The sequence below is a fragment of the Gluconacetobacter asukensis genome (assembly GCF_014174375.1).
Taxonomy (GTDB): domain Bacteria; phylum Pseudomonadota; class Alphaproteobacteria; order Acetobacterales; family Acetobacteraceae; genus Gluconacetobacter; species Gluconacetobacter asukensis.
Genome location: NZ_JABEQE010000009.1, coordinates 1 through 23,880, shown reverse-complemented (window position 1 = coordinate 23,880; position 23,880 = coordinate 1). Strand labels below are relative to the sequence as shown.

Sequence of the window (23,880 nt, the reverse complement as noted above, 5' to 3'; positions counted from 1 at the left end):
CCGGCCGGACACACCTCGTCGCCCCGCGCATGCAATAAAAACGACACGAATCGTCCAGCCCGTGTTGACCGCCCCCCAAGGGCAGAGTAAACGCCCCTCACCACCCCGGAAACGGGGGCCTTCTAAGCCCAGATGGCGGAATTGGTAGACGCGCAGGTTTCAGGTACCTGTGGCCGCAAGGTCGTGGAAGTTCGAGTCTTCTTCTGGGCACCATCTCTCCCAAATGCTGAAAAATCAGTTCGCTGGTAGGCGCCCGACAGTGTCGGAGCGCCTTTTCGGCATGGCGCCTCCTACGCATTGCACATCCTGTCATTTCCCATGCGGAATATGTGAAGGGTGCCGTTGACCACCCTGTTGTTTCCGAGTAAATCCCCCTCACCACCCCGGAAACGGGGGCCTTCTGAGCCCAGATGGCGGAATTGGTAGACGCGCAGGTTTCAGGTACCTGTGGCCGCAAGGTCGTGGAAGTTCGAGTCTTCTTCTGGGCACCATTTTTTCAGCCGTATCAGACATCGCCCGCATGGGCGGCCTCAGGCGACTGGTCGGCACCCCTCGCGCATTGGCGCTTCCGATATTATATGTCCGTCACCGCCCCCGACATCCGGTCATGACGGCATGTTGGCGCGGTCACGCGTGTTGCGGGTGGGGAATCATGGGCCGTTCTTTCATTTTCCGTCGTCACGCCTGCAATGCGGGGACTTACGCATGATCGCCACCACGCCTTCGATCCTCCTGCATCGCGGCGATCTGCCGGCCGACATCACCTTCCACGGCCCCATAGCGGTCGATACCGAGGCCATGGGGCTCAAGCCGCATCGTGACCGTCTGTGCCTGGTGCAGATCTCCGCCGGCGACGGCTCGGCGCATCTGGTGCAGATCCTGCCCGGCACGCCCAGCCCCAACCTCGCCCGGCTGATGGCCGATCCCGCCATTACCAAGCTGATGCATTTCGCGCGCTTCGACGTGGCGATCCTCCAGCACACGCTGGGGATCACCGTGGCGCCGGTCATCTGCACCAAGATCGCCTCCAAGCTGGTGCGCACCTTCACCGACCGCCATGGACTGGCCCAGCTCTGCCGCGAACTGCTGGGGGTCGACCTCAGCAAGCAGCAGCAGACATCCGACTGGGGCGCCCCGGACCTGACGGCGGAACAGCAGGCCTATGCCGCGTCGGACGTGCTGCACCTGCACGCGCTCTGGGCCAAGCTGGAAGCCCTTCTGCACCGTGAGGGACGGCGCGAACTGGCCCAGGCCTGCTACGATTTTCTGCCCGCCCGCGCGCGGCTGGACCTGCTGGGATACGAAGAACCGGACCTCTTCGCCCACCGGGCATGATGTTCTTCTCCCCCGCGCGGTCCATCGTTCCGTTTGACCTGGACCACCGCCATGGCGATACACGGCTGGCATGACCCAATCCGTCCATCCCGCAGGTGACAGTTCCGACTTCCCCCCGACCGATGCCGATATCGCAGCGGCATGCCGGGTGCTGGCGCGCGAGACCGACGGGCTGATTCAGATGGCCGCCGCCCTGCGCGCACCGGCGCGCGCGGGTGACGGCACCCCACCCCTCGGCGAAGCCTTCACGCGCACGATCGCGGCCTTCTCGGCGCTCACGGGGCGCGTCGTCGTCACCGGCATCGGCAAGTCCGGGCAGATCGGCCGCAAGATCCAGTCCACCCTGGCCTCGACGGGCACGCCCTCGGTCTTCGTTCATCCCTCTGAGGCCTCTCATGGCGATCTGGGGATGCTCCAGCAGGGCGATGCGGTGCTGGCGCTCTCCAATTCAGGCGAAACGGCGGAACTGGCCGATATCGTGGCCCATGCGCGGCGGTACGGGCTGCTGCTGGTGGCCATCACCACCCGCGCCGAATCCACTCTGGCGCGCGCGGCCGACATCCCCCTGATCATCCCCGATGCGCCCGAGGCCTGTCCGATGGGCCTCGCGCCGACCACCTCCTCCATGATGCAACTGGCGCTGGGCGACGCGCTGGCGGTGGTCCTGCTGGAACGGCGCGGATTCTCGGCGACCGAATTCGGCATCTTCCATCCCGGCGGGCGGCTGGGCACCCGGCTGCGCCGCGTCGCGGACCTGATGCATCGCGGCGGCGTCATGCCGCTGGGCACGCCGGACAGTTCCCTGCGACAGGTCATCATGGAGATGACGCGCAAGGCATTCGGCTGCATGGGCGTGATCGGCACCGACGGAAGGCTGTGCGGGCTGATCACCGACGGCGACCTGCGCCGCGTCCTGGACCGCGACCTGGACCGCACCCGCGCGGCCGACATCATGAACACCTCCCCGCTGACGACCGGGCCCGACGTGCTGGCGGCGGAGGCGCTGCGGCTGATGAACGCACGCGCCCGCCCGATCACCAGCCTGTTCGTGCTGGATGGCGAGGGGGTTCCCGTCGGCATCCTCCATGTCCATGACCTGCTGCGCGCGGGCGTGGCATGAGCAGCGGCCAGCCTCCCAGCGGCGACAAGCCCCCCCGGCGCGAGGATTTCGCCCGCTCCGCCGATCAGGTCGCACGGCAGCGGTCGCTGCTGCATCAGGATACGTCCCGCCTCCGCCGGGTGCTCCGGCCGGGCGATATCGCCCGCCGCCAGCGCCTGGTCCGCTGGGCAAAATGGGCGCTGCCGGCGGCCGCCCTGCTGCTGCTGGGCTCGATCGCTTTGTGGCCGGCCCTCGACCGGCTGATCAACATGCAGCGCGGGGCCCTGCGCGAGATGGAAAACCTGCACGTCACCAGCGGCAACATGCTCGGCGCCGTCTATCGGGGACTGGACGAGCACGACCGCCCGTTCATGATCACCGCCGACCAGGCCCAGCAGATCAGCCAGGATCGCATCAATCTCACCCGGCCGGCCGCCGACACGCTGATGCAGGGCGGAGACTGGATGATGGTCAGCGCGGCCCAGGGCGTGTATCTGCAACATGAACAATTGCTGGACCTGACGCAGGACGTGGCACTCTACCGCGAAGACGGCGTCATCCTCACCGGGGTCACGGCAGACATGGACCTCAGGCAGGGGATCATCGCCTCCGATCAATGGGTGCATGCCGAAGGTCCGTTCGGCGTGCTGGACGCCCAGGGTGTCCTGCTGTCCCAGCATGAGGGGATCGCCCAGTTCCGCGGCCCGGGGCGGCTGATCCTGAACGATGACGCCCATGCCGGCCCGGCCGGCCACCCTTCCACCCCCCACGCTTCCCAGACGGAGCCCAGTCGATGACCGCCCCCGCAAAGGCCGCCTCCGCGTTCCTGCTCCTCGGCGCCGCGGCCTGCCTGTCCCTTCCGGGCGGCGCGCGCGGCCAGCCCATCGACCTGTCGCATGGCGGCCAGATCAGCGTCACGGCGGCCGGCGGGTTCGACTGGGACCAGAAGACCCAGACCGTCACCGCCTATGACAAGGCGCAGGCCACCCGGGGCAACGTCACCGTGACCGGCGACCGCCTGATCGCCTTCTATCGCAAGAAGGCCCTCGCCGGGTCGCCGGCACCGGCCACGCCCCCCTCGCCACCCGCCGACGGCTCCCAGAGTGCGGAGGCGGGATCAGGCGCGAACGAGGTCTATCGCCTGAACGCGCTGGGCCACGTCCACATCTTCACCGACACCGACCAGGCCTGGGGCGACAAGGCCGTCTACGACATCGACCAGGCGGTCATGATCCTCACCGGCAACGGGCTGAAGCTGACCACGCCGCAGGACGTGCTGACGGCCCGGGATTCAATGGAATATTATTCCCAGACCCGCATGTCGGTCGGCAGGGGCGACGCCACCGTCACCACCAATGACGGGCGGCAGATCCGCGCCGACGTGCTGGTCGGATACAGCGCACCGACCCAGCCCGCCGCAAAATCCACCGCTCAACCCGCCCCGCAACCGGCCGGACAGGGCGGAGACCCATTGACCAGTTCGGGGAAGCTGGAAAAAGTGAACGCGTTCGGCCATGTTTTCGTCCGCACGCAGACCGAAACCGTGACCGGCGACCGCGGCGTGTATGTTCCCGACACCGGGATCGCGCGGATCGTCGGCAACGTGCATATCACGCGGGGCCAGAACCAGATCAGCGGAGCCGCGGCAATCGTGAACATGCATACCGGAATCGCCACGATGACCGAACGTCCGGGCGGACGGGTCAGCGGCCTGATCGTCCCCAACGAGGCCAATCCCCCCCCTGCCGGAACCCACCCATGAACGACATCCCCTACGCCCTGTCCGACGAGGCGAAGAATGCCGCCCTGCACGCGTCCGGCGGCGCCCTCAGCGGACTGATCGCCAGCGGGATCGGCAAGTCCTACAAGAAGCGGCCGGTAGTCCGGAACGTGTCGCTCCAGGTCAATCGCGGCGAGGCAGTCGGCCTTCTGGGCCCCAACGGCGCGGGCAAGACCACCAGCTTCTACATGATCGTGGGGCTGGTCCAGCCCGACAGCGGGTCGATCACCCTGGACGGCACCGACATCACCCGCCTGCCGATGTACAGGCGCGCCCGGCTGGGCATCGGCTACCTGCCGCAGGAAGCCAGCATCTTCCGCGGCCTGAACGTCGAACAGAACATCATGGCGGCGCTGGAAGTCGTGGAATCCGACCCCGACCGGCGGGAGGAGATGCTGACCGGCCTGCTGGGCGAATTCGGGATTTCCCACCTGCGCCGCTCGCCGTCCCTGGCCCTGTCGGGCGGCGAGCGGCGACGGCTGGAAATCGCCCGCGCCCTGGCCAGCCAGCCCCATTACATCCTGCTGGACGAACCCCTGGCGGGCATCGACCCGATCGCGGTGGGCGAGATCCGCGACCTGGTCTCCCACCTCAAGGATCGCGGGATCGGCGTGCTGATCACCGACCATAACGTCCGCGAGACGCTGGAAGTCATCGACCGCGCCTATATCATGCATAGCGGCCAGGTGCTGATGGAGGGCCGCCCCGAAGAGATCGTCGCCAACGAAGACGTGCGGCGCGTCTATCTTGGAGAAAATTTCTCCCTCTGACCGCCCGTCATGACGATCGGACCCAAGCTTGCCCTCCGGCAGGCCCAATCCCTGGTCATGACGCCGCAACTGCGCCAGGCGATCCTGCTACTGCAACTCTCCAATCTCGACGCCTGGTCGGTGATCGAGCAAGAGATGGAGCGCAATCCCCTGCTGGAGCCCGCCGAACCATCCGGCGCGCCACGCCACCCCGCTCCCTCCCCGGCCCCGACCCGGCACGACGGCACGCGGCACGAGCCCCCGGACGGCATGGCCGGCCCCCCACCCTCCCTGCACGAACGACTGGCCGAGCAGGTCAGGCTGTCGCCCTTCGATGCGGGCGAACGGCGGATCGCCGCCCACCTGATCACCCTGCTGGATTCCGACGGCCGCATGACTACGCCGTCCCCGGATATCGCCCGCACGCTGGGCACCGACACCGCCCGGGTGGAGCGGGTGCGCCTCGCGATGATGCAGTTCGAACCCACCGGCCTGTTCGCCCACGATCTGGGCGAATGCCTGGCCGCCCAGCTGCGCGAACGCAACCGGCTGGACCCGGCCATGGCCATGCTGCTGCGGCACCTGGACCTGCTGGCCCGGCGCGACCTGCGCCGGCTGCAGACCCTGTGCGGCGTCGACCAGGACGATCTGGCCGCCATGATCACCGAAATCCGGGCCCTGTCGCCCCGCCCGGCCCTGGATGCGATGGCGGGCGAGCCCTGCATCATCGTGCCGGACGTCCTGATGCTGCCCACCCCGGATCATGACTGGATCATCGAGCTCAATCCCGACACGATGCCACGGGTGATCGTGAATTCGGCGCTGACCACAGGGACCACGCTCCGCCTGCGCGATGCCGACCGCCCCTTCATGACCGAGCGCCTGGCCAGCGCCAACTGGCTGGCCCGCGCGCTCCAGCAGCGGGCCGAGACGATCATCCGCGTCGCCACTGCCATCATGCGCCGCCAGAGCGGTTTCCTGGCCCACGGCGTCGGGCATCTGCGGCCGCTGGTGCTGCGCGACATCGCCGAGGCGGTCGGCCTGCACGAAAGCACCGTCAGCCGGGTGACGGCGAACAAATATATCGCCACGCCCCGCGGATTGTTCGAGCTGAAATATTTCTTCACCACGGCCATTCCCGGCTGCACCGGCAGCACCAATCACAGCGCCGAAGCCGTCCGTCACCGCATCAAACTACTGATTTCTCATGAATCCAGGCAGCAGATCCTGTCCGACGATGCAATCGTGAACGAATTAATAAAGGAAGGAATAGACATCTCCCGCCGAACCGTGGCCAAATACCGGGATGCGCTAAGGATACCCAATTCGGCGCAGAGAAAACGGGAAAAGGCTTTCGAGGCCTGACGCCACGCCCGGCGGAATGAGCATTATGGACCGCCGGCTTGGTTCCGTCCGGTTTCGGACGCTCCTCTATGCAAGGGGTGATGTCACATGCAGATCAGTGTCGCTGGCAAACAGATCGACCTCTCCGACGCCCTGAAACACCGGGTTACAGGGCATCTCGATCGCCTTGCCGACAAATATTTCGATCGCGCCCTGGAAGCTCAGGTCACGTTCAGCCGCGCGCGGTCCTTCTTTACCTGTGATATCAATCTTCACGCCGCGCGGGGCCTCACCTTGCGGGGCGAGGGCGAAGGCACCGATGCCCATGGCGCGTTCGACGACGCCGCCGAACATATGGCCCGGCGCCTCCGCCGCTATCGCGAGCGGGTCAACGACCATATCCGCACCCTCCCCCGCCGCAAATCGCCGGAAATGGGGCGCAGCTACATCCTCCGCCCGGCCGACGACACCGAACGGGCACCGAACGGCGCGGCACGAGAGGCCATCACCCACGCCTACGCCACCATCGTCGCCGAACGCACGGCCGAAATCGCCACGCTCAGCGTCAGCGAGGCCGTGATGCGCCTCGATCTCGCGGCCTCCACCCTGCTGATGTTCCGCAACAGCATCAGCGAGCAGATCAACGTCATCTACCGCCGGCAGGACGGCAATATCGGCTGGCTGGACCCGACTCCCGGCTAATGCCGGGCCGCTTACCGCCGGGACGATCCCTGTCGTCCCGGCGCACCCAGGCGGTAGATATTGGCTGCGTTCAGTGCAGCAGGGCAGGCACCATCTCGTGCTGCAGGATCGCCTCGATGGCCGTTTCCTGATCCTCGGTCAGCGCCATCGGGGTGCCGTCAGCCGCATGAATGGCGAACGCATCTTCCCCTTCGATGATCACGGGCTTGATATACGCAACCCGCGACACGCCCAGCGCCCGCATCTGGATATCCGTCAGATGACGGACATCGGCGATCGGCGTGTGGTCGGCCTGAAGGACGACCTGGCCTTTCTGTGTGGTAATTCTCATGATCCGATCCTCCATACGGACAATCCCCCATCATGCGGCGATCGTCCCGTTGGCCAGCCCGCCTGTCCTGTCCGGGCTGACGGCCATGTCGATAAGGATAGACGGTAAAAGCCGAGGCCGACTCAATCGTCCTCGAGCGCCCGCACGACGCGCTGGGGACGAACCTTGGGAAGGTCGATCTCGGTCGCTGCTCCGCCGGAACGCCCCTGCGTGATCTCGATCAGCTTCACGCGCACTTCCGGCTGCGGCCGCACCAGGTCGATATGCAGCAGCCCATTATCCAGCCATGCCCCGCTGACCTCGATTCCCTCGGCCAGCACGAACGCCTTCTGGAACTGGCGCGCGGCAATGCCGCGATGCAGGAAAACCCGCCCCTGCGTGTCGTCGGTCTGACGTCCACGAATGACAAGCTGATTGTCTTCCTGCGTGATCTGCAGGTCGTCCATCACGAATCCCGCAACCGCGAGCGTAATCCGGAGCGACGTGGCGTTCAGTTGCTCGATATTATAGGGGGGATAGCCATCGGCAGCCCCCTTCGACGCGCGTTCCAACATCTGTTCCAGATGGTCAAACCCCAGAAACATGGGGGATCCAAAAAGCCTACCCGACATCAAGGCCTCCTCAACCGAGCGAGACGATCACGCGGACCCGTCATCGGCGCCCGCGTGGTCATGATATGGGACGCCCGGCCGGTTCCGCAAGGCCGCGTCCCGACTCCCGCGCAGCTCTCCCCCTTGACGCGCGCGTAACCACTGGCGCGCGCGCGCCAGGATCGCTACATCGCCCCTATGATCAGTCACGACGAAATCGCCGCCGCCACACCCATGCCGATCCTGGTGGCCCCCCAGGCCATCCTGCGCCAGAAGACCCGCCTGGTCCGGCCCGAGGACGAGCCCACATTGCGCGACGCGCTCCCCCGCATGTTCGCCGCGATGTACGAGGCGCCGGGCATCGGCCTGGCCGCTCCGCAGGTCGGCATGGGCCTGCGCTTCGCCATCGTGGACCTGGGCGAGGAACGGCAGCGCGACCCGCTGGTCCTGATCAACCCGGAAGTGATCGCGGAATCGGAGACCCTGGTCTCCCGCGAGGAAGGCTGCCTGTCGCTGCCCAACCAGTATGCCGAGGTGATCCGCCCCCAGCAGGTACGCATCCGCTACCGCACGCTGGACGGCACCGAGCAGGAAATGGAGGCCGACGACCTGCTGGCCACCTGCATCCAGCACGAGATCGACCATCTGGAGGGCATCCTCTTCGTCGACCACCTCTCCACCCTGAAACGCAACATGATCATGCGGCGTCTCGCCAAGGAACAGCGCCAGAAACGGTAAAGCCGTTTCAGGCCGCCCTCACCCAAAGCCCTCTCCGAGACTTCCTTCCGGCTGGAGACCCTCATGCGCCTGGCCTTCATGGGCACTCCGGATTTCGCGGTGCCCGCCCTGCTCGCCCTCCATGCGGCGGGGCACGAGATCGTCGCCGTCTACAGCCAGCCCCCCCGGCCGGCCGGGCGCGGCCAGTCGGTCCGCCTGTCGCCCGTCCACCAGGCCGCCGAAACCCTCGGCCTGCCGGTACGCACGCCCGCGCGCCTGCGCACCAATGAAGAAGAACACGCCTTCTTCCGCGCCCTGAATCTGGATGCCGCGGTCGTCGCCGCCTACGGGCTGATCCTCCCGGCCGCCATGCTCGATGCCCCTCGCCTGGGCTGCCTCAACATCCATGCCAGCCTGCTGCCCCGCTGGCGGGGCGCCGCCCCCATCCAGGCCGCGATCCTGGCCGGCGACAGCGAGAGCGGGGTGACGATCATGCGGATGGACGAAGGGCTGGATACCGGCGCCATGCTGCTGTCCGACCAGATCGCGCTGACACAAACCACCACCGCCACCACGCTGCATGATGCCCTCGCCACCATGGGGGCCCGCCTGATCGTCACGACCCTGGGCCAACCCATCGGCCCCGGCCAGGCACAGCCCGAACAGGGCGTGACCTACGCCGCTCGCCTGACGCGCGAGGACGGGCGCATCGACTGGTCCCGCGATGCCGCAGCACTCGACCGGCAGATCCGTGCCCTCACCCCCTGGCCCGGCACCTTCACCACCCTGGACGGCCAGGTCCTGAAAATCGGCGGTGCCATCCCTGCTCCGCCCCCCCACACCGCCGCACCGGGGACGATCCTGGACGACGCGCTGACCGTGGCCTGCGGCGAGGGCGCATTGCGCATCACGCGCCTGCAACGGCCCGGCCGGGGCATGATGGACGCCGATTCCTTCCTGCGCGGCCAGCCGGTGCGGCGCGGGACGGTGCTGGGCTCGTGACCACCGACACCCAGACCCCGCCCGATCCCACCATCACGCGCTGGGCGGTCCGCGTCGAATATGACGGCCGGCCCTTCGTCGGCTGGCAGCGTCAGATCACCGGCCTGTCCGTGCAACAGGTGCTCGAAGAGGCCGCCAGCCGGCTGGCCGCGGGCCGCATCGTCACCAGCATCACCGCCGGCCGCACCGATGCCGGCGTGCACGCCACCGGCCAGGTGGCCCATCTGGATTTCCCCGCAGAGACCAGACTGACGACCTCCTCGGTCCGCGACGCCCTGAACTTCCACATGAAGCCGCACCCGGTCGCCATCCTGCAGGCCGTGCCGGTCGATACGGAATGGAACGCCCGCTTTTCCGCCAACCGCCGGTCCTATCGCTACCGGATCGTGAACCGGCGTGGCCGCCTGGCCCTGGACGAAGGCCGCGTCTGGCTGGTCAAGCGCACCCTGGACGCCGATGCCATGGCGCTCGCCGCCCGGCACCTGCTGGGCCGGCACGATTTCACCTCGTTCCGCGCCAGCGCCTGCCAGGCGAAAAGCCCCCTGCGCACACTGGACCGGCTGACCGTCACCCGCCTGGGCGAGGACATCATGATCGAGGCCGAGGCCCGCTCGTTCCTCCACCATCAGGTTCGCAACATGGTCGGCACGCTGAAACTGGTGGGCGAAGGCACATGGCCCCCCGAACGCGTCGGCGAGGCCCTGCGCGCCTGCGATCGCCGCGCCGCCGGCCCCACCGCGCCGCCCGACGGGCTATACCTGACCGGCGTCGGCTACGATCCCAACCCGTTCAGCCCCGCAGCCTGAACGCCCCGCCTCACTGAATGCGGATCACGCCCACGCCGTCTCGACCATGGTGTCGAACCGTGCCGACGGGCCTGGAGGCTGTTTCAAAAGCCTCTTATCGGTCCCCATGCGCCGTGGGCAGTGCCAGAAAATCCTGCCACGGCGAATAATGCGGCGGCAGCACCGCCGACATCCCGCTTAGCGCCATGATGGCGGCCGCGATCGCCAGCAGCAGCAGCAAGGCGCGCCCGGCCCCCAGCGCCAGCCCCACCCGGGCCACGAACCAGGTCAGCCAGAGATTATAGGCGAATATGATCCCGTTCAGGATCAACGCCGAATGCAGCAGACTCATCCCGGCCGGCGTCACCGTCGCCACCACCGCAACCGCCGCCAGCATCACGAACAGCACCAGCCAGTCGCACCACAGGGCAGCCGCCATATAGCGCGGCCACAGGGCCTCACGCCCCCACAGGCGCGCCAGCAGATGGGTCAGGACCACCGGCGTCAGCACCAGACAGAGCGAGAACAGGATCTTGGCGCCGCTCAGCGCCGTCGGCGCCTGGGCCACCGTCAGCACCCCGCCGACCATCCACAGGGCCACACGCGGCGCCAGCGCCGTCAGCACGGCGTCAGACGTGACACCGAAACAGCTCATGCCCTCACGCCGGCCCCGACCCAGCAGCATCATGCCCCGGAAGATGCCGGCGGGAGAGCCTGGCATCGGTCGGGGCGGCGCGCCGCGTCCCTGCGTCATCCCATCAGCCTTTCGATAAACGCCGCGTAGATATCGGTCAGCGCCCGCAGGTCGGCGACCGAGACATGCTCATTCACCTTGTGCATGCTGGCACCGACCAGGCCGAATTCGGCGACCGGGCAATAGCGGCTGATAAACCGCGCGTCCGACGTGCCGCCGCCCGTGTCCAGCCGGGGCTGGCGCCCCGTCACCTCCTCCACGGCCTCGACCAGCATGCCCAGTTGCGAGGTCGGCGGAGTCAGGAACGCTTCGCCGCTGACACGGATATCGATCTCCGCCCCCGGCGCACGGGCCCGGACGGTCTCGGTGATCCAGTGTGCCAGATCCTTGCCCGTATGCCGGTCGTTGAAACGGATGTTCAGGCGGGCCGATGCCCGGCCCGGAATGACGTTGGTGGCGTCATTGCCCACATCGACGCTGGTCACCTGCACGCTCGACGGCTCGAACCATTCCGATCCCTTGTCCAGCGGGTGCGCGGTCAGATCCGACAGGATCGCCATCAGGCGGTGGATCGGGTTATCGGCCCGCTGGGGATAGGCCACATGCCCCTGGACACCATGGACGACGATGCGCGCATTCAGGCTGCCGCGCCGACCGACCTTGATGACATCGCCCATATGGTCGGGATTCGTCGGCTCACCGACGACGCAGAAATCGGGAATCTGGCCGTTCGCCGCCATCCACTCCAGCACCTTCACGGTGCCGTAGGTCGCCGGGCCTTCCTCGTCACCGGTAATCAGCAGGCTGATCGACCCGTTCAGCGGGCGGCCGCCCCCCAGATGCCGCGCCACCGCGCTGACAAAGGCCGCGATGCCGCCCTTCATGTCGCAGGCGCCGCGCCCATACAGCACGTCGCTCCGCACGGCGGCGTCGAACGGGCCGCTGGTCCATCCCTCGCTGCCCGGCGGCACTACGTCGGTATGGCCGGCGAAGCACAGATGCGGGCCCGACATGCCCAGCCGGGCAAACAGGTTGGGCGTCCGCTCCGCACCGTCGCCGAACGGCAGGTCGATGACATCGAAACCCAGGCGGCGCAGCGCATCGCCCAGAACGCCGATCGCCCCGCCGCTGTCGGGCGTGACGGACGGCGCGCGTATCAGCTCCTGCGCCAGCGACAGCGCATCGATCAGTTCCGGCTCCATCGCCGCGCCGATCAATCGCGCAGCAATTCGTTGATCGAGGTCTTGGCACGCGTACGCTCATCGACACGCTTGACGATCACGGCACAGGCCAGCGACGGCAGCGGCGCACCATCAGCACCCGTCGGCTGGCGCGGCGGCAGCGTGCCCGGCACCACGACCGAATAGGCCGGAACACGCCCGACGAACACCTCGCCGGTCGCACGGTCCACGATCTTGGTCGACGCACTCAGGAACACGCCCATCGACAGAACGCTCCCACGCTCCACGATCACGCCCTCGGCCACCTCCGACCGCGCGCCGATGAAGCAATCATCCTCGATAATGACCGGGGACGCCTGCAACGGCTCCAGCACGCCGCCAATGCCCACGCCGCCGCTGATATGGCAGTTGCGCCCGATCTGCGCGCAGCTTCCGATCGTCACCCAGGTATCGACCATGGTGCCGCTCTCGACGCGCGCGCCGGCATTGACGAAGCTCGGCATCAGCACGACGCCGGGCGCGACATAGGCCGAACGCCGGACGATGGCACCCGGCACGGCGCGGAACCCGGCCTGTGCGAAGCGCGCCTGGTCCCAGTCGGCGAATTTCAGCGGCACCTTGTCGAAGAACGGCGCCGGGGCCGCCTGCACGACCTGGCTGTCATTCAGCCGGAACGACAGCAGCACCGCCTTCTTCAGCCATTCATTGACCACCCAGCCGGAATCGGACGGTGCGGCAACGCGCAGCGTGCCGGCATCCAGCCCGGCCAGCGCCTGCTCGACCGCCTCGCGGTCGGCACCGGTCGTAGCGGAGGAAAGGGTATCGCGCCGTTCCCACACCGCCTCGATATGGGTCCGAAGGGCGTGTTCGTCGTTCATGTCCTGCAATCCTCTGTCAGCACCGGCCCGGCCGGCGCCCGTTGTCGCCATGTGGCGGGACCATGCGAAGGAAGCCCCCGTCTGTCAACGCATCTTGCGATGCATCGCCATGGGCCCCCGACGCGCCTTATTCGCCGCGAATCAGCGTGCCCGGACCGGCTTCGGTAAACAGTTCCAGCAGGCAGGCATGGGGCACCCGCCCGTCCAGGATCACCGCCGCCTTTGCCCCGGCACGAACCGCTTCCAGGCAGGTTTCGACCTTCGGAATCATCCCGCCGCTGATCATGCCGCTGGCGATGCCGCGCCGCGCCTCCTCGGCCGTCAGTTCCGGGATCAGTTCCCCGTTTTCGTCCAGCACGCCGGGCACGTCGGTCAGCATCAGCAGCCGCGTCGCATGCACGGCACCGGCAATCGCGCCCGCCGCCGTGTCGGCATTGATATTGTAGGTCTCGCCCTTCTCGCCGATGCCGACGGGGGCCACGACCGGGATCAGCCCCGAGCCCGACAGGGCATAGAGCACGCGCGGGTCGATGCGCACCGGCTCACCGACAAAGCCCAGATCCAGCACCTGCTCGATCTGGCTGTCGGCATCGCGCACCGTCCGGCGCAGGCGGCGCGCGGCAATCAGCCCGCCATCCTTGCCCGAAATGCCCACGGCCAGCGCCCCGGCCTGATTGATCAGCCCGGCCACCTGCTTGTTGACCTTGCCCGCCAGCACCATCTCGATCACGTCGACCATCGCCGCATCCGTGACCCGCAGCCCGTCGACGAAGGTCGAGGGAATCTGCAGCCGGTTCAGCATCGCGCTGATCTGCGGCCCGCCGCCATGGACGACCACGGGGTTGACCCCCACCAGCTTCAATAGCGCGATATCGTGCCCGAACGCGTTGGACAGCGAATCGTCGACCATGGCGTGGCCGCCATATTTGACCACGATCGTATCGCCGGCATAGCGACGCAGGAACGGCAGCGCCTGGGCCAGCACCGCGGCGCGCTCCTGGGCATCCTTCATGGTCTGGACGATATCGCCCGTTGTCTCGCTTGTCGGTTGGCTCATCGGGTCGTGCCCTGTCTCTCGTTCGTGATCAGGATAAAACCGTTTCGTCCGCCGGCGGCAGGGCCAGGCTGGTCAGTCCGGCACGCAGTTCGGGCATGCCAAGCCCATTCTCGCTGCTGGTCAGCAGGATCTGCGGATAGGCGGCGGGGTGCTGGCGCGCCAGATCGGCCACCTGGGCCCGCTTGGCCTCCAGCGGGCCAGGCTTAAGCGCATCGCACTTGGTCAGGACGATCTCGAACGTCACCGCGGCGCGGTCCAGCAGGCTCATGATCTCGCGATCCGACGCCTTGATCTCGATCCGCGCATCCAGCAGCAGGATGACGCGCCGCAGGGTCGGCCGCCCGCGCAGATACGCGAACATCATGCCCTGCCAGTCTTCCTTCACGTCCTTCGCGGCCTTGGCAAAGCCATAGCCCGGCATGTCCACCAGCGTCAGCCGGCCGCCCAGGTCGAAGAAATTGAGCTGCTTGGTGCGGCCGGGCTCGGACGAGGCCCGGGCCAGCGCCTTGCGTCCGGTCAGCGCATTGATCAGGCTGGACTTGCCGACATTCGACCGGCCGGCAAAGGCAATCTCCGGCGCGCCGGGCGGCGGAAGCTGCTCCAGCTTCTGCGCCCCGAAGAAGAAGTCGCACGGTCCGGCGAACAGCAACCGGCCCGCTTCGCGCAGGCGCTCCTCTTCCTCGGGCGAAGGCTGCGAGGTAACGAACTCCGACATCAGACCAACCTTATTTCCGCTTGGCCGCCGCCGGCGCGGGAACGGCCTGGCTGGTCGCGCCCTGCGTGCGACGCTGGATCACCATCTGCTGCGCCATCGTCAGCAGGTTGTTCCAGCAATAATAGATCACCAGCCCCGCCGGCTGACGCGCCATGAAGAAGGTGAACAGCACCGGCATCACCTGGAACACGCGCTGCTGCGCGGGGTCCATCGGCGCCGGGTTCAGCTTCTGCTGCAGGAACATCGTCACCCCGAACAGGATCGGCCACACACCCAGTTGCAGGTAGGGCGACAGCCCGGCCGGGTCCCACGGAATCAGGCCGAACAGCGTGAACAGATTGGTCAGGTCCGGAGCGGACAGATCATGAATCCAGCCGAAGAACGGCGCATGCCGCATCTCGATGGTGATGTACAGATCCTTGTACAGGCTCCAGAACACCGGAATCTGCACCAGCATGGGCAGGCAGCCGCTGGCCGGGTTCACCCCTTCGGTCTTGTACAGCGCCATCATCTGCTGGTTCAGCGCCATCTGGTCGCCCTTGTACCGCTCGCGCAGATCCTGCACCTTGGGCTGAAGCTTGCGCATCTTCGCCATGGAGCGGAACTGGCGCGTCGCCAACGGGAAGAACAGCGCCTTGACCAGCAGCGTAAAGGCCATCAGCGCCAGGCCGAAATTGCCCAGCAGCGTGTTCAGCCAGTCGAGCACATAGAAGATCGGCCGCGTCATGAAGGCGAACCAGCCGAAATCCACCGCCTTCCAGAAATCCGGAATATGCAGGCTGGACTGGTACTGCTCCAGCAGGCTGACTTCCTTGGCGCCGGCAAAGACATGGCTCGTGGTCGACGCGGTCGCCCCCGCACCCACCACGGTCGGCACCTGCGCGATGAAGCCGACCTGATAGACCCCCGCCCCGCCATTCGCCTGGTAGCCATAGCTGCCCGTCACCGGCGCGCCCTGCTGGGGCACCACGGCGGTCAGCCAGTATTTATCGGTAATGCCGGCCCATCCGCCCTGCCCGGCCTTGGTCCAGGACGTATTGCCCGGCGGCGTGGCCCCGGTGCGCAGGCTCTTATAGCTGCTCTCGTCCAGCCGCCCGTCGATGACCGAAATCGGCCCCTCATGCACCAGGTAGCCGCCGGTTTCCTCGGGCGTATAGGCCCGGCTGACACGGGCGAAGGGATAGAGCGACACCGGCTGCGCCGAATGGTTCACGATCCGCTGCTCGATCGCGAACATGTAATGCGCATCGATGCCCACGACGATCTGGAAGGTCACGCCCTCGCCATTGTCCCAGGACAGCGTCACCGGATGGTCGGCCGCCAGCTTCGGCGCATCCGCACTCCATACCGTATTGGCATCGGGCACGCGCACCTGGCCGCCGGCCAGGTTCATCCAACCGATCTCGACGTAATTGGGCTGCGGATCGTGCGCGGCTTCCAGGATACGGACCAGCGGGCTGCCGGCAGCCACCGTCTCGTGATAGTCGCGCAGCACCATGTCATCCAGCCGCGCGCCCAGCAGGTCGATCGACCCGCGCACCGCGGGCGCATCGATCTCCAGCCGCGTTTCCGCCTGCGGAGACGGCACCGAGACGGGCTGGGAACTGACGCCCGCGACGGGCGCCGCAGGGCGTGCCGCATCAGACGGCGGCGTCTGCCGGCTGGTCTGCGCAACCTGCTGCGCGACCTCCTGATGGGTCTGCTTCGGCATGAAATATTCAAAGCCAACCAGGACCATGGCGGAGAGTAACACCGCCACGATAAAGCGCTTGGTATCCATCGGCGACCGGCCAGACTCTCGTTATCTATGGGAGGAACAGCAGGAGGCCCGCACGCGCTCCCGGGTGGGTACGGGATCGTATCCGCCGATATTCCACGGATTGCAACGCAAGATCCGCCAACCGGCCAGAATTGCGCCATGCAACGGCCCGTGGCGGCGAATCGCTTCCTGCGCATAATCGCTGCAGGTGGGCACGAAACGACAATTGGAACCCAGGAGCGGACTGACGAACCGCTGATAGACGCGAATCGCCCCGACCAGAGCCCAGACCGTCGCGGTCCGGACCAGACGGATCATTCCGCCCCCCGGACGCCGGCCTTGCGCAGGGCCCGGCGCAGATCCTCGACCAGGGCCGTGAAATCGCGGCCCCGCGTCCCGTCCCGGCCGATCACGACCAGATCGACCCCCGCCAGCGCCTGCTCACGCGTCACCACCCGCACGGCCTCGCGCAGACGGCGGCGTGTGCGATTGCGAATGACGGCGTTGCCGACTTTCTTCGTTACGGTAAACCCGACCCTTGCCGGGTCGGCATCGTCACGGCCCAATGCCTGAAGCACCAGCCCAGGAGACGGCACCTTGCGCCCCTTGGATGCAACCCGGAGGAATTCGGCACGCTTCTTGAGACGGACGGAACGGTCGGCCACTCTTCGCAGCCCCCTATGCGCGATATCCGGACCCGGATCCCGATGATCGGGGCCCGGAACGCGACAAGACCTGATAGATCAGGCCGAAAGGCGCTTGCGGCCCTTGGAACGACGGTTGGCGATCACCCGGCGACCGCCGACAGTTTCCATACGGGCGCGGAAGCCGTGACGGCGCTTGCGGACCAGCTTGGACGGTTGATACGTGCGCTTCACGACGCGACTCCCCGATTGACATTAATAAACGCGACGCGGCTAAATCCCACGACGCGCCGGAGCAGCCCGAAGGCCGCCTGACCTGAGGCGCGCCTTATACTTCCCGTTTCCCCGCGCGTCAACGTGCAAGAGAAGAGCCTCCATGCAAGGGCCCGACCCGATTTCGGACGACGATCGTCCCGATTCATCCCCCACCGGCGCGCCTGCGGGCGCCCCCTCCGATTCGCTCCCCGCTTCCGGGTCGCGATCCAAGGTTCTGCATGACATACGCGGCCTGCTGTCGCCGGCCCTGCTGTCCGCCGACCGTCTGAGCCTGCATGCGGACCCGAAGGTGCGCGAGCTGGCCGAACAGATCATCCGCTCGATCGAACAGGCCGCCCGCCGCCTGAAGGACCTGCCCCCGGGCTGATGACAGCCCGGGCCCGCCCGTCCGGCATGTCCGGGCAGACACTCAGGGTCTGAGCATCGAGAAATACAGGACCCCCATATCGACGAGGAATGCGCCGAGCAGACCGCAGCAGATCAGCCCGACCATCAGCCGGTCACGCGCATCGATCCACGACGGATCGTCGTGGAGCAGGGAAATCGTGTACCAGGAACCGCTCGCAAGGGACCGTTTCGGCCCCGCCACACCGGGATGGAACATGTGCGCCTCCCCCGGACCATCCCTTCTTCTTTGTCGCGCGTCGCGACGGGTTCGTCCGGTTGCACCATCACCATGCGCCCTGCCGGGCCCGGCCCCAAGGACGATTCGCGGTCAGTCGCAATCTCTTGAAACAGGATATGTCGTCCCCAGCGCCTGCCGCATTGCGACCGGGTCGAGCCCGGCGCCACACGCATGACACGCCTGGCGGACGATACGCCGTGTCAGGTCAGGCCGCGCCCTCCTCGGCATAGACCGAGATATCGGGGCAGGAGCAGACCAGGTTTCGGTCGCCATAAGCATTGTCCAGCCGGTTGACCGGCGACCAGTATTTGGATTCCGGCACCACATCGCCCGGCAGGCAGCCCAGGCGCCGGTCATAGGCCCGATCCCAGTCAGGGTCGGTCAGGTCCCGCACGGTATGCGGCGCATGGCGCAGCGGGCTCTGCTCGGCCGTGATACGGCCCTGCTCGATCTCGCGGATCTCGTCGCGGATCGCGATCATCGCATCGCAGAACCGATCCAGCTCCACCCGCCCCTCGGACTCGGTGGGTTCGATCATGAAGGTCCCGGCCACGGGGAAGCTGACCGTCGGCGCGTGGAATCCATGGTCGATCAGGCGCTTGGCGATATCGTCCACCGTCACCCCCACCGTGTCGCGGATCGGGCGCAGGTCGACGATGCATTCATGCGCCACCCGGCCGTTGGTCCCGCGATACAGTACCGGATAATGGCCGGACAGACGGGCCGCGATATAGTTGGAATTCAGGATCGCGACCTCGGTGGCCCGGCGCAGGCCCGCATCGCCCATCAGCATCATGTAGGTCCAGGAAATCGGCAGTACCGCCGCCGAGCCGAACGGCGCGGCCGAAACCGCGTTCACCCCGCCTTCCTGCGGCACGCCGGGCAGGAACGGCGCCAGATGCGCGCCCACCCCGATCGGCCCCATGCCCGGCCCACCGCCGCCATGCGGAATGCAGAAGGTCTTGTGCAGGTTGAAATGGCTGACATCGGCACCGTACGCACCCGGGCGCGACAGCCCGACCTGCGCGTTCATGTTCGCGCCGTCCAGATAGACCTGGCCACCCGCCGCATGCACCAGATCGCAGATCTCGACCACCGATTCCTCGAACACGCCATGGGTCGAGGGATAAGTGATCATGATCGCCGCCAGACGACCGGCATTCTGTGCGATCTTCGCCTTCAGGTCCTCGATATCCACATTGCCCTGATCGTCGCAGGCCACGACCACCACCCGCATGCCCGCCATCTGGGCCGAAGCCGGGTTCGTGCCGTGGGCCGAGGCCGGGATCAGACACACATCCCGCCCCTCATCGCCGCGCGACCGGTGATAGGCGCGGATGGCCAGCAGCCCGGCATATTCCCCCTGCGCCCCGGAATTGGGCTGCAACGATACCGCGTCATAGCCGCTGACGGCCTTCAGCATCCGCTCCAGGTCACGGAACAGCTCGGCATAGCCCTGCTGCTGCACTTCCGGCGCAAACGGATGGATGTCGCAGAATTCCGGCCAGGTGACCGGCATCATCTCGACCGTCGCATTCAGCTTCATGGTGCACGATCCCAGCGGGATCATCGTGCGATCCAGCGCCAGGTCGCGGTCCGACAGGCGGCGCAGATAACGCAGCATGTCGGTCTCGGACCGATGGGCGTGGAAGACCGGATGGGTCATGAAACCGCCCTGCCGCACCAGGCCCTGCGGCAGCAGGCTGTCCGGCACCGACAGAGCCTGCTCCATCGCCGCCAGACGCTGCGCGTCGGGGCAGAAGCAGCGCCACACGGCACGCACGATCTCAGGCGTCGTGGTCTCGTCCAGGCTGATCCCGACACGATCCTCATCGATCGCGCGCAGGTTCATGCCGGCATCCTCGGCACGGGCGCGGATCAGGACGGACATGCCGCCGGTCGCAACGGTGACGGTGTCGAAGAACGCATCCGTCTCCACCCGCACCGACAGCGCGCGCAGCCCCTCGGCCAGGATCGCCGTCAGGCGATGCACCCGGCGCGCGATCGCCGTCAGCCCGTCAGGACCATGATAGACCGCATACATCGCGGAAATGACCGCCGGCAGCACCTGCGCGGTGCAGATGTTCGAGGTCGCCTTTTCCCGCCTGATATGCTGCTCGCGCGTCTGCAACGCCAGGCGATAGGCAGGCTCGCCCCGGCTGTCGACCGAAACCCCGACCAGGCGGCCGGGCATGTTGCGCTTGTAGGCATCACGCACGGCCATGTAGGCCGCATGCGGGCCGCCGGCGCCCATCGGCATGCCGTAGCGCTGCATCGAACCCACCGCGATGTCGGCCCCCAGCGCACCCGGCGATTCCAGCACCGTCAGCGCCAGCGGGTCGGCCGCCATCGCCACCACGGCATGCGCGCCATGCAGCGTCTCGATCCACGCGCGCGGATCGCGCACGCGGCCCGACGAACCGGGATACTGGAACAGGGCGCCGAAGACCGCATTCGGGTCCAGGTCACGCTCGGGGTCGCCGACCACGATCCGCCAGCCCATCGGCTCGGCGCGCGTGCGCAGCACCGCCAGCGTCTGCGGATGGCAGTCCGCATCGACGAAGAACCCGTCGGCCTTCGACTTCGCCACCCGGCGCGCCAGGGCCATCGCCTCGGCCGCCGCCGTCGCCTCATCCAGCAGCGAGGCATTGGCGACATCCAGCCCGGTCAGGTCGCGGACCATGGTCTGGAAATTCAGCAGCGCCTCCAGCCGGCCCTGGCTGATCTCGGGCTGATAGGGGGTGTAAGCCGTGTACCAGGCCGGGTTTTCCAGCACGTTGCGCTGAATGACGCCGGGCAGCACCGTGCCGTAATAGCCCTGCCCGATCAGCGAGATCATCACCTTGTTGCGGCTGGCAACCGTGCGCAGGCGCGCCAGAGCCTCGGGCTCGGACAGGCCCGCCCCCAGCCCCATCTCGCCGCGCAGGCGGATGGAGGCCGGCACCGTCTGTTCCATCAGCTCGTCCAGCGAGCCCGCGCCCACCACCTCCAGCATGGCGGCAACATCCCGTGCCCCCGGCCCCACATGGCGGGCACAGAAGGCATCGGCGGCGGGCTGCGTGCCCTGCCAGAGAAGAGTGGAGGTCACGATCAATATTCTCCGCGACAGGAACAGGAACGGCGTTGAGAGTTTGTTTTGGGAACCGGTCCGCCGAGCGCGCGCGCCGCGCGGAAGAAACGCGTCAACGCGCCGGCAGACCGATTTTTCAGGCGATCAGGGCAGCGTAGGCGTCGGCATCCAGCAGTGCGGCAAGCTGCCCGACATCGGCAATGCGCAGCTTCAGGATCCAGCCCTCGGCTTCCGGATCGCGGTTGACCAGCGACGGGTCGTCCGACAGCGCGGCATTGAAGCCGACGACGGTGCCCGACACAGGCGCATAGATGTCCGACGCAGCCTTGACCGATTCCACCACGGCGGCGCTGTCACCCTGCGCAACCTCGGTGCCCTCGTCCTTCGCCTCGACGAAGACCAGCTCGCCCAGCTCCTCGGCGGCATGGGCGGTGATACCGACAACCGCGACATCACCCTCGACGCGCAGCCACTCATGTTCCTTCGTGTAATAAACAGTCATGTTCCGCTCTCCACCCAACAGGTCAGCGTGTGAAATTCAACGTTTGAAGCTCAGCGTTTGAAACCGGGCGCCACGAACGGCAGCGCCGCCACGGTGGCCGGCAGGTAGCGCCCCCGCAGTTCGGCGAACAAAGGCGTGCCCGTCGCCGCGAATGCGGTCTCGACATAGCCCATGGCCACCGGCCCACCGAAGGTCGGGCCGAACGCGCCGGAGGTCACATGCCCGACCTGCTTCGTGCCCGCATCATCGGCGAACAGACGCGCTCCGCCACGCACCGGCGCGCGGCCCTCGACCGCAATGCCGACACGGCGGCGGCTCACGCCACCCTCGATCTGTCCCAGGATAATGTCGGCGCCGGGAAAGCCCCCTGCCCGCGCCCCACCGGTGCGGCGGCTTTTCTGGATCGACCACTCCAGCGCACCTTCAATCGGCGTCGTCTCGCGGTCGATATCCGATCCATACAGGCACAGCCCGGCTTCCAGACGCAGGCTGTCGCGCGCGCCCAAGCCCGCCGGCGCCACCTCGGGCTCGGCCAGCAGCGCCTCGGCCACCCGCACCGCGCCATCGGCCGCCATGCCGAGTTCAAACCCATCCTCGCCGGTATAGCCGGAACGCGAGGCCACGCAGGGCACGCCCGCCACCTCGAACTCCGCCACATCCATAAAGCGCATGTCCGCCGATGCGGGCGCCAGACGGGCCAGCACGGCCCCGGCCTGCGGCCCCTGCACCGCGATCAGCGCACGGTCCGGCAGCGGCTCGACAATACAATCCTCGCCCAGGGCGGCGGCGATATGCGCCAGATCCGCGTCCTTGCAGGCCGCATTGACCACCAGGATCAGCGTGTCACCCAGCCGCGAGACCATCAGATCGTCCAGGATGCCGCCCTTGCCGTCGGTCAGCTGCGTATAACGCTGGCGCCCCGTCTTCAGCGACAGGATATCGGCCGGCACCAGCCGCTCCAGCGCCAGGGCCGCATCCTCGACCCGCCCCGAGCGCGCACGCAGATGCGCCTGCCCCATATGGGAGACGTCGAACAGGCCGGCGGCATTGCGCGTATGCTGGTGCTCGGCCATCACGCCGGCGCGGTACTGCACCGGCATCTCATAGCCCGCGAACGGGACCATGCGCCCGCCCAGCGACAGATGCAGGTCATAGAGCGGCGTGCGCTGCAGCGAATCGCTCATGCCGCCCTCCGGACGCCGACGGCGCCATGCATGAGGGCGGAAGAAGAGAAAACAAGGGGAAACGGCCAACGTGACATGAACAGAGCCTCCTGAATCCACAACCGGATTCGAATGCCCCTTCTGTCGGTTTGCCTGAGATCGCTATCCCGTCGGCGGACGCGCGAGGCGCCTCTCTCCAGAAGTCGAAGCCGGGCGGTCCTTTGGCCTGAGAGTTTCCGGGGCGGTTGCTCCTTCGGCGCTGGCTCTCGCCAGTCTCTCCCGCGTCAGCACCCGATGCTTCGCATATGTTCCGCAATCAAGTCAATCATCCCCACACCGCCATCGGGGCTGGATCGACAGCATTCCGCGCCCTACCCTCGGCGGCTGGACAGAATGTGACAAGGAGGCGCGCACCCATGGACGCCACACCACTGACCATCATCGCGGAATTCACGACAACCGACGAGAATCGCACGAAATTTCTGGAATTCTGCGCTTATGACGCCGAACGCTCGGTGGCGGACGAAGCCGGATGCCACGCCTTCGACGTCCTGCTGCCCGACGGCGAGCCGCATACCGTCATCCTGCACGAGGTCTATACCGACCGCGCGGCCTTCGACACCCACCTGACGACCCCGCATTACAAGGTCTTCGAGGGCGCAGTACGCGACCTCGGCATCCAGACGGTCGCGGTGCGTTTCCTGGCGACGCACCGCGCCTGAACACGACCGGCGCGGGAGCATTTCCCGCGCCGAAGATTTCCAAGGGCGTTGCCCCATAGGCGCGAAGTTAATATTTTCTGAGGTCTTGAGCTTGTGAGCTTCGCTTTCTGACGGGTTGTGCCTGTCTTCGTCGAAAGCGCTGGATGACGTCATGTCTGTC

General features: G+C 67.0%; 27 protein-coding genes, 2 tRNA genes and 1 riboswitch. Of the genes, 14 read left to right on the top strand and 15 right to left on the bottom strand.

The annotated features are described in order from the left end of the window. Window positions 1-126 precede the first annotated feature (126 nt). The 9 genes from HLH35_RS11400 (at window position 127) to hpf (ending at window position 7,009) form a co-directional block, all read left to right on the top strand. Window positions 127-213: transfer RNA gene (locus HLH35_RS11400), tRNA-Leu, on the top strand. Between the two features lie 191 nt (window positions 214-404). Beyond that, window positions 405-491 (top strand) — tRNA-Leu (locus tag HLH35_RS11395). Window positions 492-705: 214 nt separating this feature from the next. Beyond that, window positions 706-1,335, top strand: coding sequence for a ribonuclease D (locus HLH35_RS11390; RefSeq protein WP_182979252.1), 630 nt, complete (start codon window positions 706-708; stop codon window positions 1,333-1,335). Between the two features lie 70 nt (window positions 1,336-1,405). Further along, on the top strand, window positions 1,406-2,455 hold the full coding sequence (locus tag HLH35_RS11385; protein WP_246385037.1) for a KpsF/GutQ family sugar-phosphate isomerase: 1,050 nt from the start codon (window positions 1,406-1,408) through the stop codon (window positions 2,453-2,455). Continuing rightward, window positions 2,452-3,231: an LPS export ABC transporter periplasmic protein LptC gene (gene lptC, locus HLH35_RS11380; RefSeq protein ID WP_182979251.1), complete on the top strand. Its 780-nt coding sequence runs from the start codon at window positions 2,452-2,454 to the stop codon at window positions 3,229-3,231. Before HLH35_RS11385 ends, lptC begins: the two co-directional genes overlap by 4 nt. Further along, window positions 3,228-4,196: an LptA/OstA family protein gene (locus HLH35_RS11375; protein ID WP_182979250.1), complete on the top strand. Its 969-nt coding sequence runs from the start codon at window positions 3,228-3,230 to the stop codon at window positions 4,194-4,196. Before lptC ends, HLH35_RS11375 begins: the two co-directional genes overlap by 4 nt. Next, window positions 4,193-4,984: an LPS export ABC transporter ATP-binding protein gene (lptB, locus tag HLH35_RS11370; protein WP_246385036.1), complete on the top strand. Its 792-nt coding sequence runs from the start codon at window positions 4,193-4,195 to the stop codon at window positions 4,982-4,984. The genes HLH35_RS11375 and lptB overlap by 4 nt, the downstream gene beginning before the upstream one ends. A gap of 9 nt (window positions 4,985-4,993) precedes the next feature. Next, window positions 4,994-6,328, top strand: coding sequence for an RNA polymerase factor sigma-54 (rpoN, locus tag HLH35_RS11365; protein WP_182979249.1), 1,335 nt, complete (start codon window positions 4,994-4,996; stop codon window positions 6,326-6,328). 87 nt (window positions 6,329-6,415) lie between these two features. After that, complete coding sequence (gene hpf / locus HLH35_RS11360) at window positions 6,416-7,009, top strand: ribosome hibernation-promoting factor, HPF/YfiA family (protein WP_182979248.1); 594 nt, start codon at window positions 6,416-6,418, stop codon at window positions 7,007-7,009. 70 nt (window positions 7,010-7,079) lie between these two features. Here the strand turns inward: hpf and HLH35_RS11355 are convergent, their stop codons facing one another. Then, window positions 7,080-7,340 carry a DUF1150 family protein gene (locus HLH35_RS11355; protein ID WP_182965194.1) on the bottom strand — a complete coding sequence of 87 codons (261 nt, stop codon included), beginning with the start codon at window positions 7,338-7,340 and terminating at the stop codon, window positions 7,080-7,082. Window positions 7,341-7,462: 122 nt separating this feature from the next. Then, entirely contained in the window at window positions 7,463-7,951 is a 489-nt protein-coding gene (locus HLH35_RS11350; protein WP_182965193.1) for an Hsp20 family protein, read from the bottom strand. Between the two features lie 177 nt (window positions 7,952-8,128). On the opposite strand from HLH35_RS11350, the gene def reads away from it, so the two are divergent. From def to truA, 3 genes are all read left to right on the top strand, one after another. Next, the gene (def, locus tag HLH35_RS11345; RefSeq protein WP_182979247.1) at window positions 8,129-8,668 is read left to right on the top strand and encodes a peptide deformylase; all 540 of its coding nucleotides are present in this window, start codon (window positions 8,129-8,131) and stop codon (window positions 8,666-8,668) included. Between the two features lie 63 nt (window positions 8,669-8,731). Further along, window positions 8,732-9,649 carry a methionyl-tRNA formyltransferase gene (gene fmt, locus HLH35_RS11340; RefSeq protein WP_182979246.1) on the top strand — a complete coding sequence of 306 codons (918 nt, stop codon included), beginning with the start codon at window positions 8,732-8,734 and terminating at the stop codon, window positions 9,647-9,649. Further along, the gene (gene truA / locus HLH35_RS11335; RefSeq protein WP_182979245.1) at window positions 9,646-10,455 is read left to right on the top strand and encodes a tRNA pseudouridine(38-40) synthase TruA; all 810 of its coding nucleotides are present in this window, start codon (window positions 9,646-9,648) and stop codon (window positions 10,453-10,455) included. Before fmt ends, truA begins: the two co-directional genes overlap by 4 nt. Window positions 10,456-10,549: 94 nt before the next feature. Here the strand turns inward: truA and HLH35_RS11330 are convergent, their stop codons facing one another. The 9 genes from HLH35_RS11330 to rpmH all read right to left on the bottom strand — a co-directional run bounded on the left by HLH35_RS11330 (window position 10,550) and on the right by rpmH (window position 17,596). Then, on the bottom strand, window positions 10,550-11,188 hold the full coding sequence (locus HLH35_RS11330) for a hypothetical protein (protein WP_182979244.1): 639 nt from the start codon (window positions 11,186-11,188) through the stop codon (window positions 10,550-10,552). Beyond that, the gene (dapE, locus tag HLH35_RS11325; protein ID WP_182979243.1) at window positions 11,185-12,330 is read right to left on the bottom strand and encodes a succinyl-diaminopimelate desuccinylase; all 1,146 of its coding nucleotides are present in this window, start codon (window positions 12,328-12,330) and stop codon (window positions 11,185-11,187) included. Before dapE ends, HLH35_RS11330 begins: the two co-directional genes overlap by 4 nt. An 11-nt stretch (window positions 12,331-12,341) precedes the next feature. Continuing rightward, window positions 12,342-13,187: a 2,3,4,5-tetrahydropyridine-2,6-dicarboxylate N-succinyltransferase gene (gene dapD, locus HLH35_RS11320; protein WP_182979242.1), complete on the bottom strand. Its 846-nt coding sequence runs from the start codon at window positions 13,185-13,187 to the stop codon at window positions 12,342-12,344. A gap of 127 nt (window positions 13,188-13,314) precedes the next feature. After that, complete coding sequence (gene argB / locus HLH35_RS11315) at window positions 13,315-14,244, bottom strand: acetylglutamate kinase (protein ID WP_174787987.1); 930 nt, start codon at window positions 14,242-14,244, stop codon at window positions 13,315-13,317. A 28-nt stretch (window positions 14,245-14,272) separates the two neighbouring features. After that, entirely contained in the window at window positions 14,273-14,959 is a 687-nt protein-coding gene (yihA, locus tag HLH35_RS11310; protein WP_182965188.1) for a ribosome biogenesis GTP-binding protein YihA/YsxC, read from the bottom strand. Between the two features lie 10 nt (window positions 14,960-14,969). After that, window positions 14,970-16,739, bottom strand: coding sequence for a membrane protein insertase YidC (gene yidC, locus HLH35_RS11305; RefSeq protein ID WP_182979241.1), 1,770 nt, complete (start codon window positions 16,737-16,739; stop codon window positions 14,970-14,972). A 21-nt stretch (window positions 16,740-16,760) separates the two neighbouring features. Beyond that, window positions 16,761-17,036, bottom strand: a complete 276-nt coding sequence (yidD, locus tag HLH35_RS11300) for a membrane protein insertion efficiency factor YidD (protein ID WP_182979240.1) — start codon at window positions 17,034-17,036, stop codon at window positions 16,761-16,763. Next, window positions 17,033-17,383: a ribonuclease P protein component gene (gene rnpA, locus HLH35_RS11295; protein WP_182979239.1), complete on the bottom strand. Its 351-nt coding sequence runs from the start codon at window positions 17,381-17,383 to the stop codon at window positions 17,033-17,035. Before rnpA ends, yidD begins: the two co-directional genes overlap by 4 nt. A gap of 78 nt (window positions 17,384-17,461) precedes the next feature. Then, window positions 17,462-17,596 carry a 50S ribosomal protein L34 gene (gene rpmH, locus HLH35_RS11290; RefSeq protein WP_114727814.1) on the bottom strand — a complete coding sequence of 45 codons (135 nt, stop codon included), beginning with the start codon at window positions 17,594-17,596 and terminating at the stop codon, window positions 17,462-17,464. A 142-nt stretch (window positions 17,597-17,738) separates the two neighbouring features. Between rpmH and HLH35_RS11285 the strand changes: the two genes are divergently transcribed. After that, a complete protein-coding gene (locus HLH35_RS11285; protein ID WP_182979360.1) occupies window positions 17,739-18,005 on the top strand; it encodes a HAMP domain-containing histidine kinase in 267 nt (88 codons plus the stop codon). Window positions 18,006-18,047: 42 nt separating this feature from the next. Here the strand turns inward: HLH35_RS11285 and HLH35_RS11280 are convergent, their stop codons facing one another. From HLH35_RS11280 to gcvT, 4 genes are all read right to left on the bottom strand, one after another. After that, window positions 18,048-18,242 carry a hypothetical protein gene (locus HLH35_RS11280; RefSeq protein ID WP_182979238.1) on the bottom strand — a complete coding sequence of 65 codons (195 nt, stop codon included), beginning with the start codon at window positions 18,240-18,242 and terminating at the stop codon, window positions 18,048-18,050. A gap of 226 nt (window positions 18,243-18,468) precedes the next feature. After that, window positions 18,469-21,351 carry an aminomethyl-transferring glycine dehydrogenase gene (gene gcvP, locus HLH35_RS11275; protein WP_182979237.1) on the bottom strand — a complete coding sequence of 961 codons (2,883 nt, stop codon included), beginning with the start codon at window positions 21,349-21,351 and terminating at the stop codon, window positions 18,469-18,471. Window positions 21,352-21,469: 118 nt separating this feature from the next. Further along, on the bottom strand, window positions 21,470-21,835 hold the full coding sequence (gene gcvH, locus HLH35_RS11270) for a glycine cleavage system protein GcvH (RefSeq protein WP_182979236.1): 366 nt from the start codon (window positions 21,833-21,835) through the stop codon (window positions 21,470-21,472). A 50-nt stretch (window positions 21,836-21,885) separates the two neighbouring features. After that, window positions 21,886-23,019, bottom strand: coding sequence for a glycine cleavage system aminomethyltransferase GcvT (gcvT, locus tag HLH35_RS11265; RefSeq protein ID WP_182979235.1), 1,134 nt, complete (start codon window positions 23,017-23,019; stop codon window positions 21,886-21,888). 183 nt (window positions 23,020-23,202) lie between these two features. Then, window positions 23,203-23,290: riboswitch (glycine riboswitch) on the bottom strand. Between the two features lie 124 nt (window positions 23,291-23,414). Between gcvT and HLH35_RS11260 the strand changes: the two genes are divergently transcribed. Beyond that, window positions 23,415-23,720, top strand: coding sequence for a putative quinol monooxygenase (locus HLH35_RS11260; protein ID WP_182965179.1), 306 nt, complete (start codon window positions 23,415-23,417; stop codon window positions 23,718-23,720). Window positions 23,721-23,880 lie beyond the last annotated feature (160 nt).

Excerpts from the sequence above, each read along its gene's own strand:
- HLH35_RS11390 (WP_182979252.1), top strand. The coding sequence starts at position 706 with ATGATCGCCACCACGCCTTCGATCCTCCTGCATCGCGGCGATCTGCCG.
- HLH35_RS11385 (WP_246385037.1), top strand. The coding sequence starts at position 1,406 with ATGACCCAATCCGTCCATCCCGCAGGTGACAGTTCCGACTTCCCCCCG.
- lptC (WP_182979251.1), top strand. The coding sequence starts at position 2,452 with ATGAGCAGCGGCCAGCCTCCCAGCGGCGACAAGCCCCCCCGGCGCGAG.
- HLH35_RS11375 (WP_182979250.1), top strand. The coding sequence starts at position 3,228 with ATGACCGCCCCCGCAAAGGCCGCCTCCGCGTTCCTGCTCCTCGGCGCC.
- lptB (WP_246385036.1), top strand. The coding sequence starts at position 4,193 with ATGAACGACATCCCCTACGCCCTGTCCGACGAGGCGAAGAATGCCGCC.
- rpoN (WP_182979249.1), top strand. The coding sequence starts at position 4,994 with ATGACGATCGGACCCAAGCTTGCCCTCCGGCAGGCCCAATCCCTGGTC.
- hpf (WP_182979248.1), top strand. The coding sequence starts at position 6,416 with ATGCAGATCAGTGTCGCTGGCAAACAGATCGACCTCTCCGACGCCCTG.
- HLH35_RS11355 (WP_182965194.1), bottom strand. The coding sequence starts at position 7,340 with ATGAGAATTACCACACAGAAAGGCCAGGTCGTCCTTCAGGCCGACCAC.
- HLH35_RS11350 (WP_182965193.1), bottom strand. The coding sequence starts at position 7,951 with ATGTCGGGTAGGCTTTTTGGATCCCCCATGTTTCTGGGGTTTGACCAT.
- def (WP_182979247.1), top strand. The coding sequence starts at position 8,129 with ATGATCAGTCACGACGAAATCGCCGCCGCCACACCCATGCCGATCCTG.
- fmt (WP_182979246.1), top strand. The coding sequence starts at position 8,732 with ATGCGCCTGGCCTTCATGGGCACTCCGGATTTCGCGGTGCCCGCCCTG.
- HLH35_RS11330 (WP_182979244.1), bottom strand. The coding sequence starts at position 11,188 with ATGACGCAGGGACGCGGCGCGCCGCCCCGACCGATGCCAGGCTCTCCC.
- dapE (WP_182979243.1), bottom strand. The coding sequence starts at position 12,330 with ATGGAGCCGGAACTGATCGATGCGCTGTCGCTGGCGCAGGAGCTGATA.
- dapD (WP_182979242.1), bottom strand. The coding sequence starts at position 13,187 with ATGAACGACGAACACGCCCTTCGGACCCATATCGAGGCGGTGTGGGAA.
- argB (WP_174787987.1), bottom strand. The coding sequence starts at position 14,244 with ATGAGCCAACCGACAAGCGAGACAACGGGCGATATCGTCCAGACCATG.
- yihA (WP_182965188.1), bottom strand. The coding sequence starts at position 14,959 with ATGTCGGAGTTCGTTACCTCGCAGCCTTCGCCCGAGGAAGAGGAGCGC.
- yidC (WP_182979241.1), bottom strand. The coding sequence starts at position 16,739 with ATGGATACCAAGCGCTTTATCGTGGCGGTGTTACTCTCCGCCATGGTC.
- yidD (WP_182979240.1), bottom strand. The coding sequence starts at position 17,036 with ATGATCCGTCTGGTCCGGACCGCGACGGTCTGGGCTCTGGTCGGGGCG.
- HLH35_RS11285 (WP_182979360.1), top strand. The coding sequence starts at position 17,739 with ATGCAAGGGCCCGACCCGATTTCGGACGACGATCGTCCCGATTCATCC.
- HLH35_RS11280 (WP_182979238.1), bottom strand. The coding sequence starts at position 18,242 with ATGTTCCATCCCGGTGTGGCGGGGCCGAAACGGTCCCTTGCGAGCGGT.
- gcvH (WP_182979236.1), bottom strand. The coding sequence starts at position 21,835 with ATGACTGTTTATTACACGAAGGAACATGAGTGGCTGCGCGTCGAGGGT.
- gcvT (WP_182979235.1), bottom strand. The coding sequence starts at position 23,019 with ATGAGCGATTCGCTGCAGCGCACGCCGCTCTATGACCTGCATCTGTCG.
- HLH35_RS11260 (WP_182965179.1), top strand. The coding sequence starts at position 23,415 with ATGGACGCCACACCACTGACCATCATCGCGGAATTCACGACAACCGAC.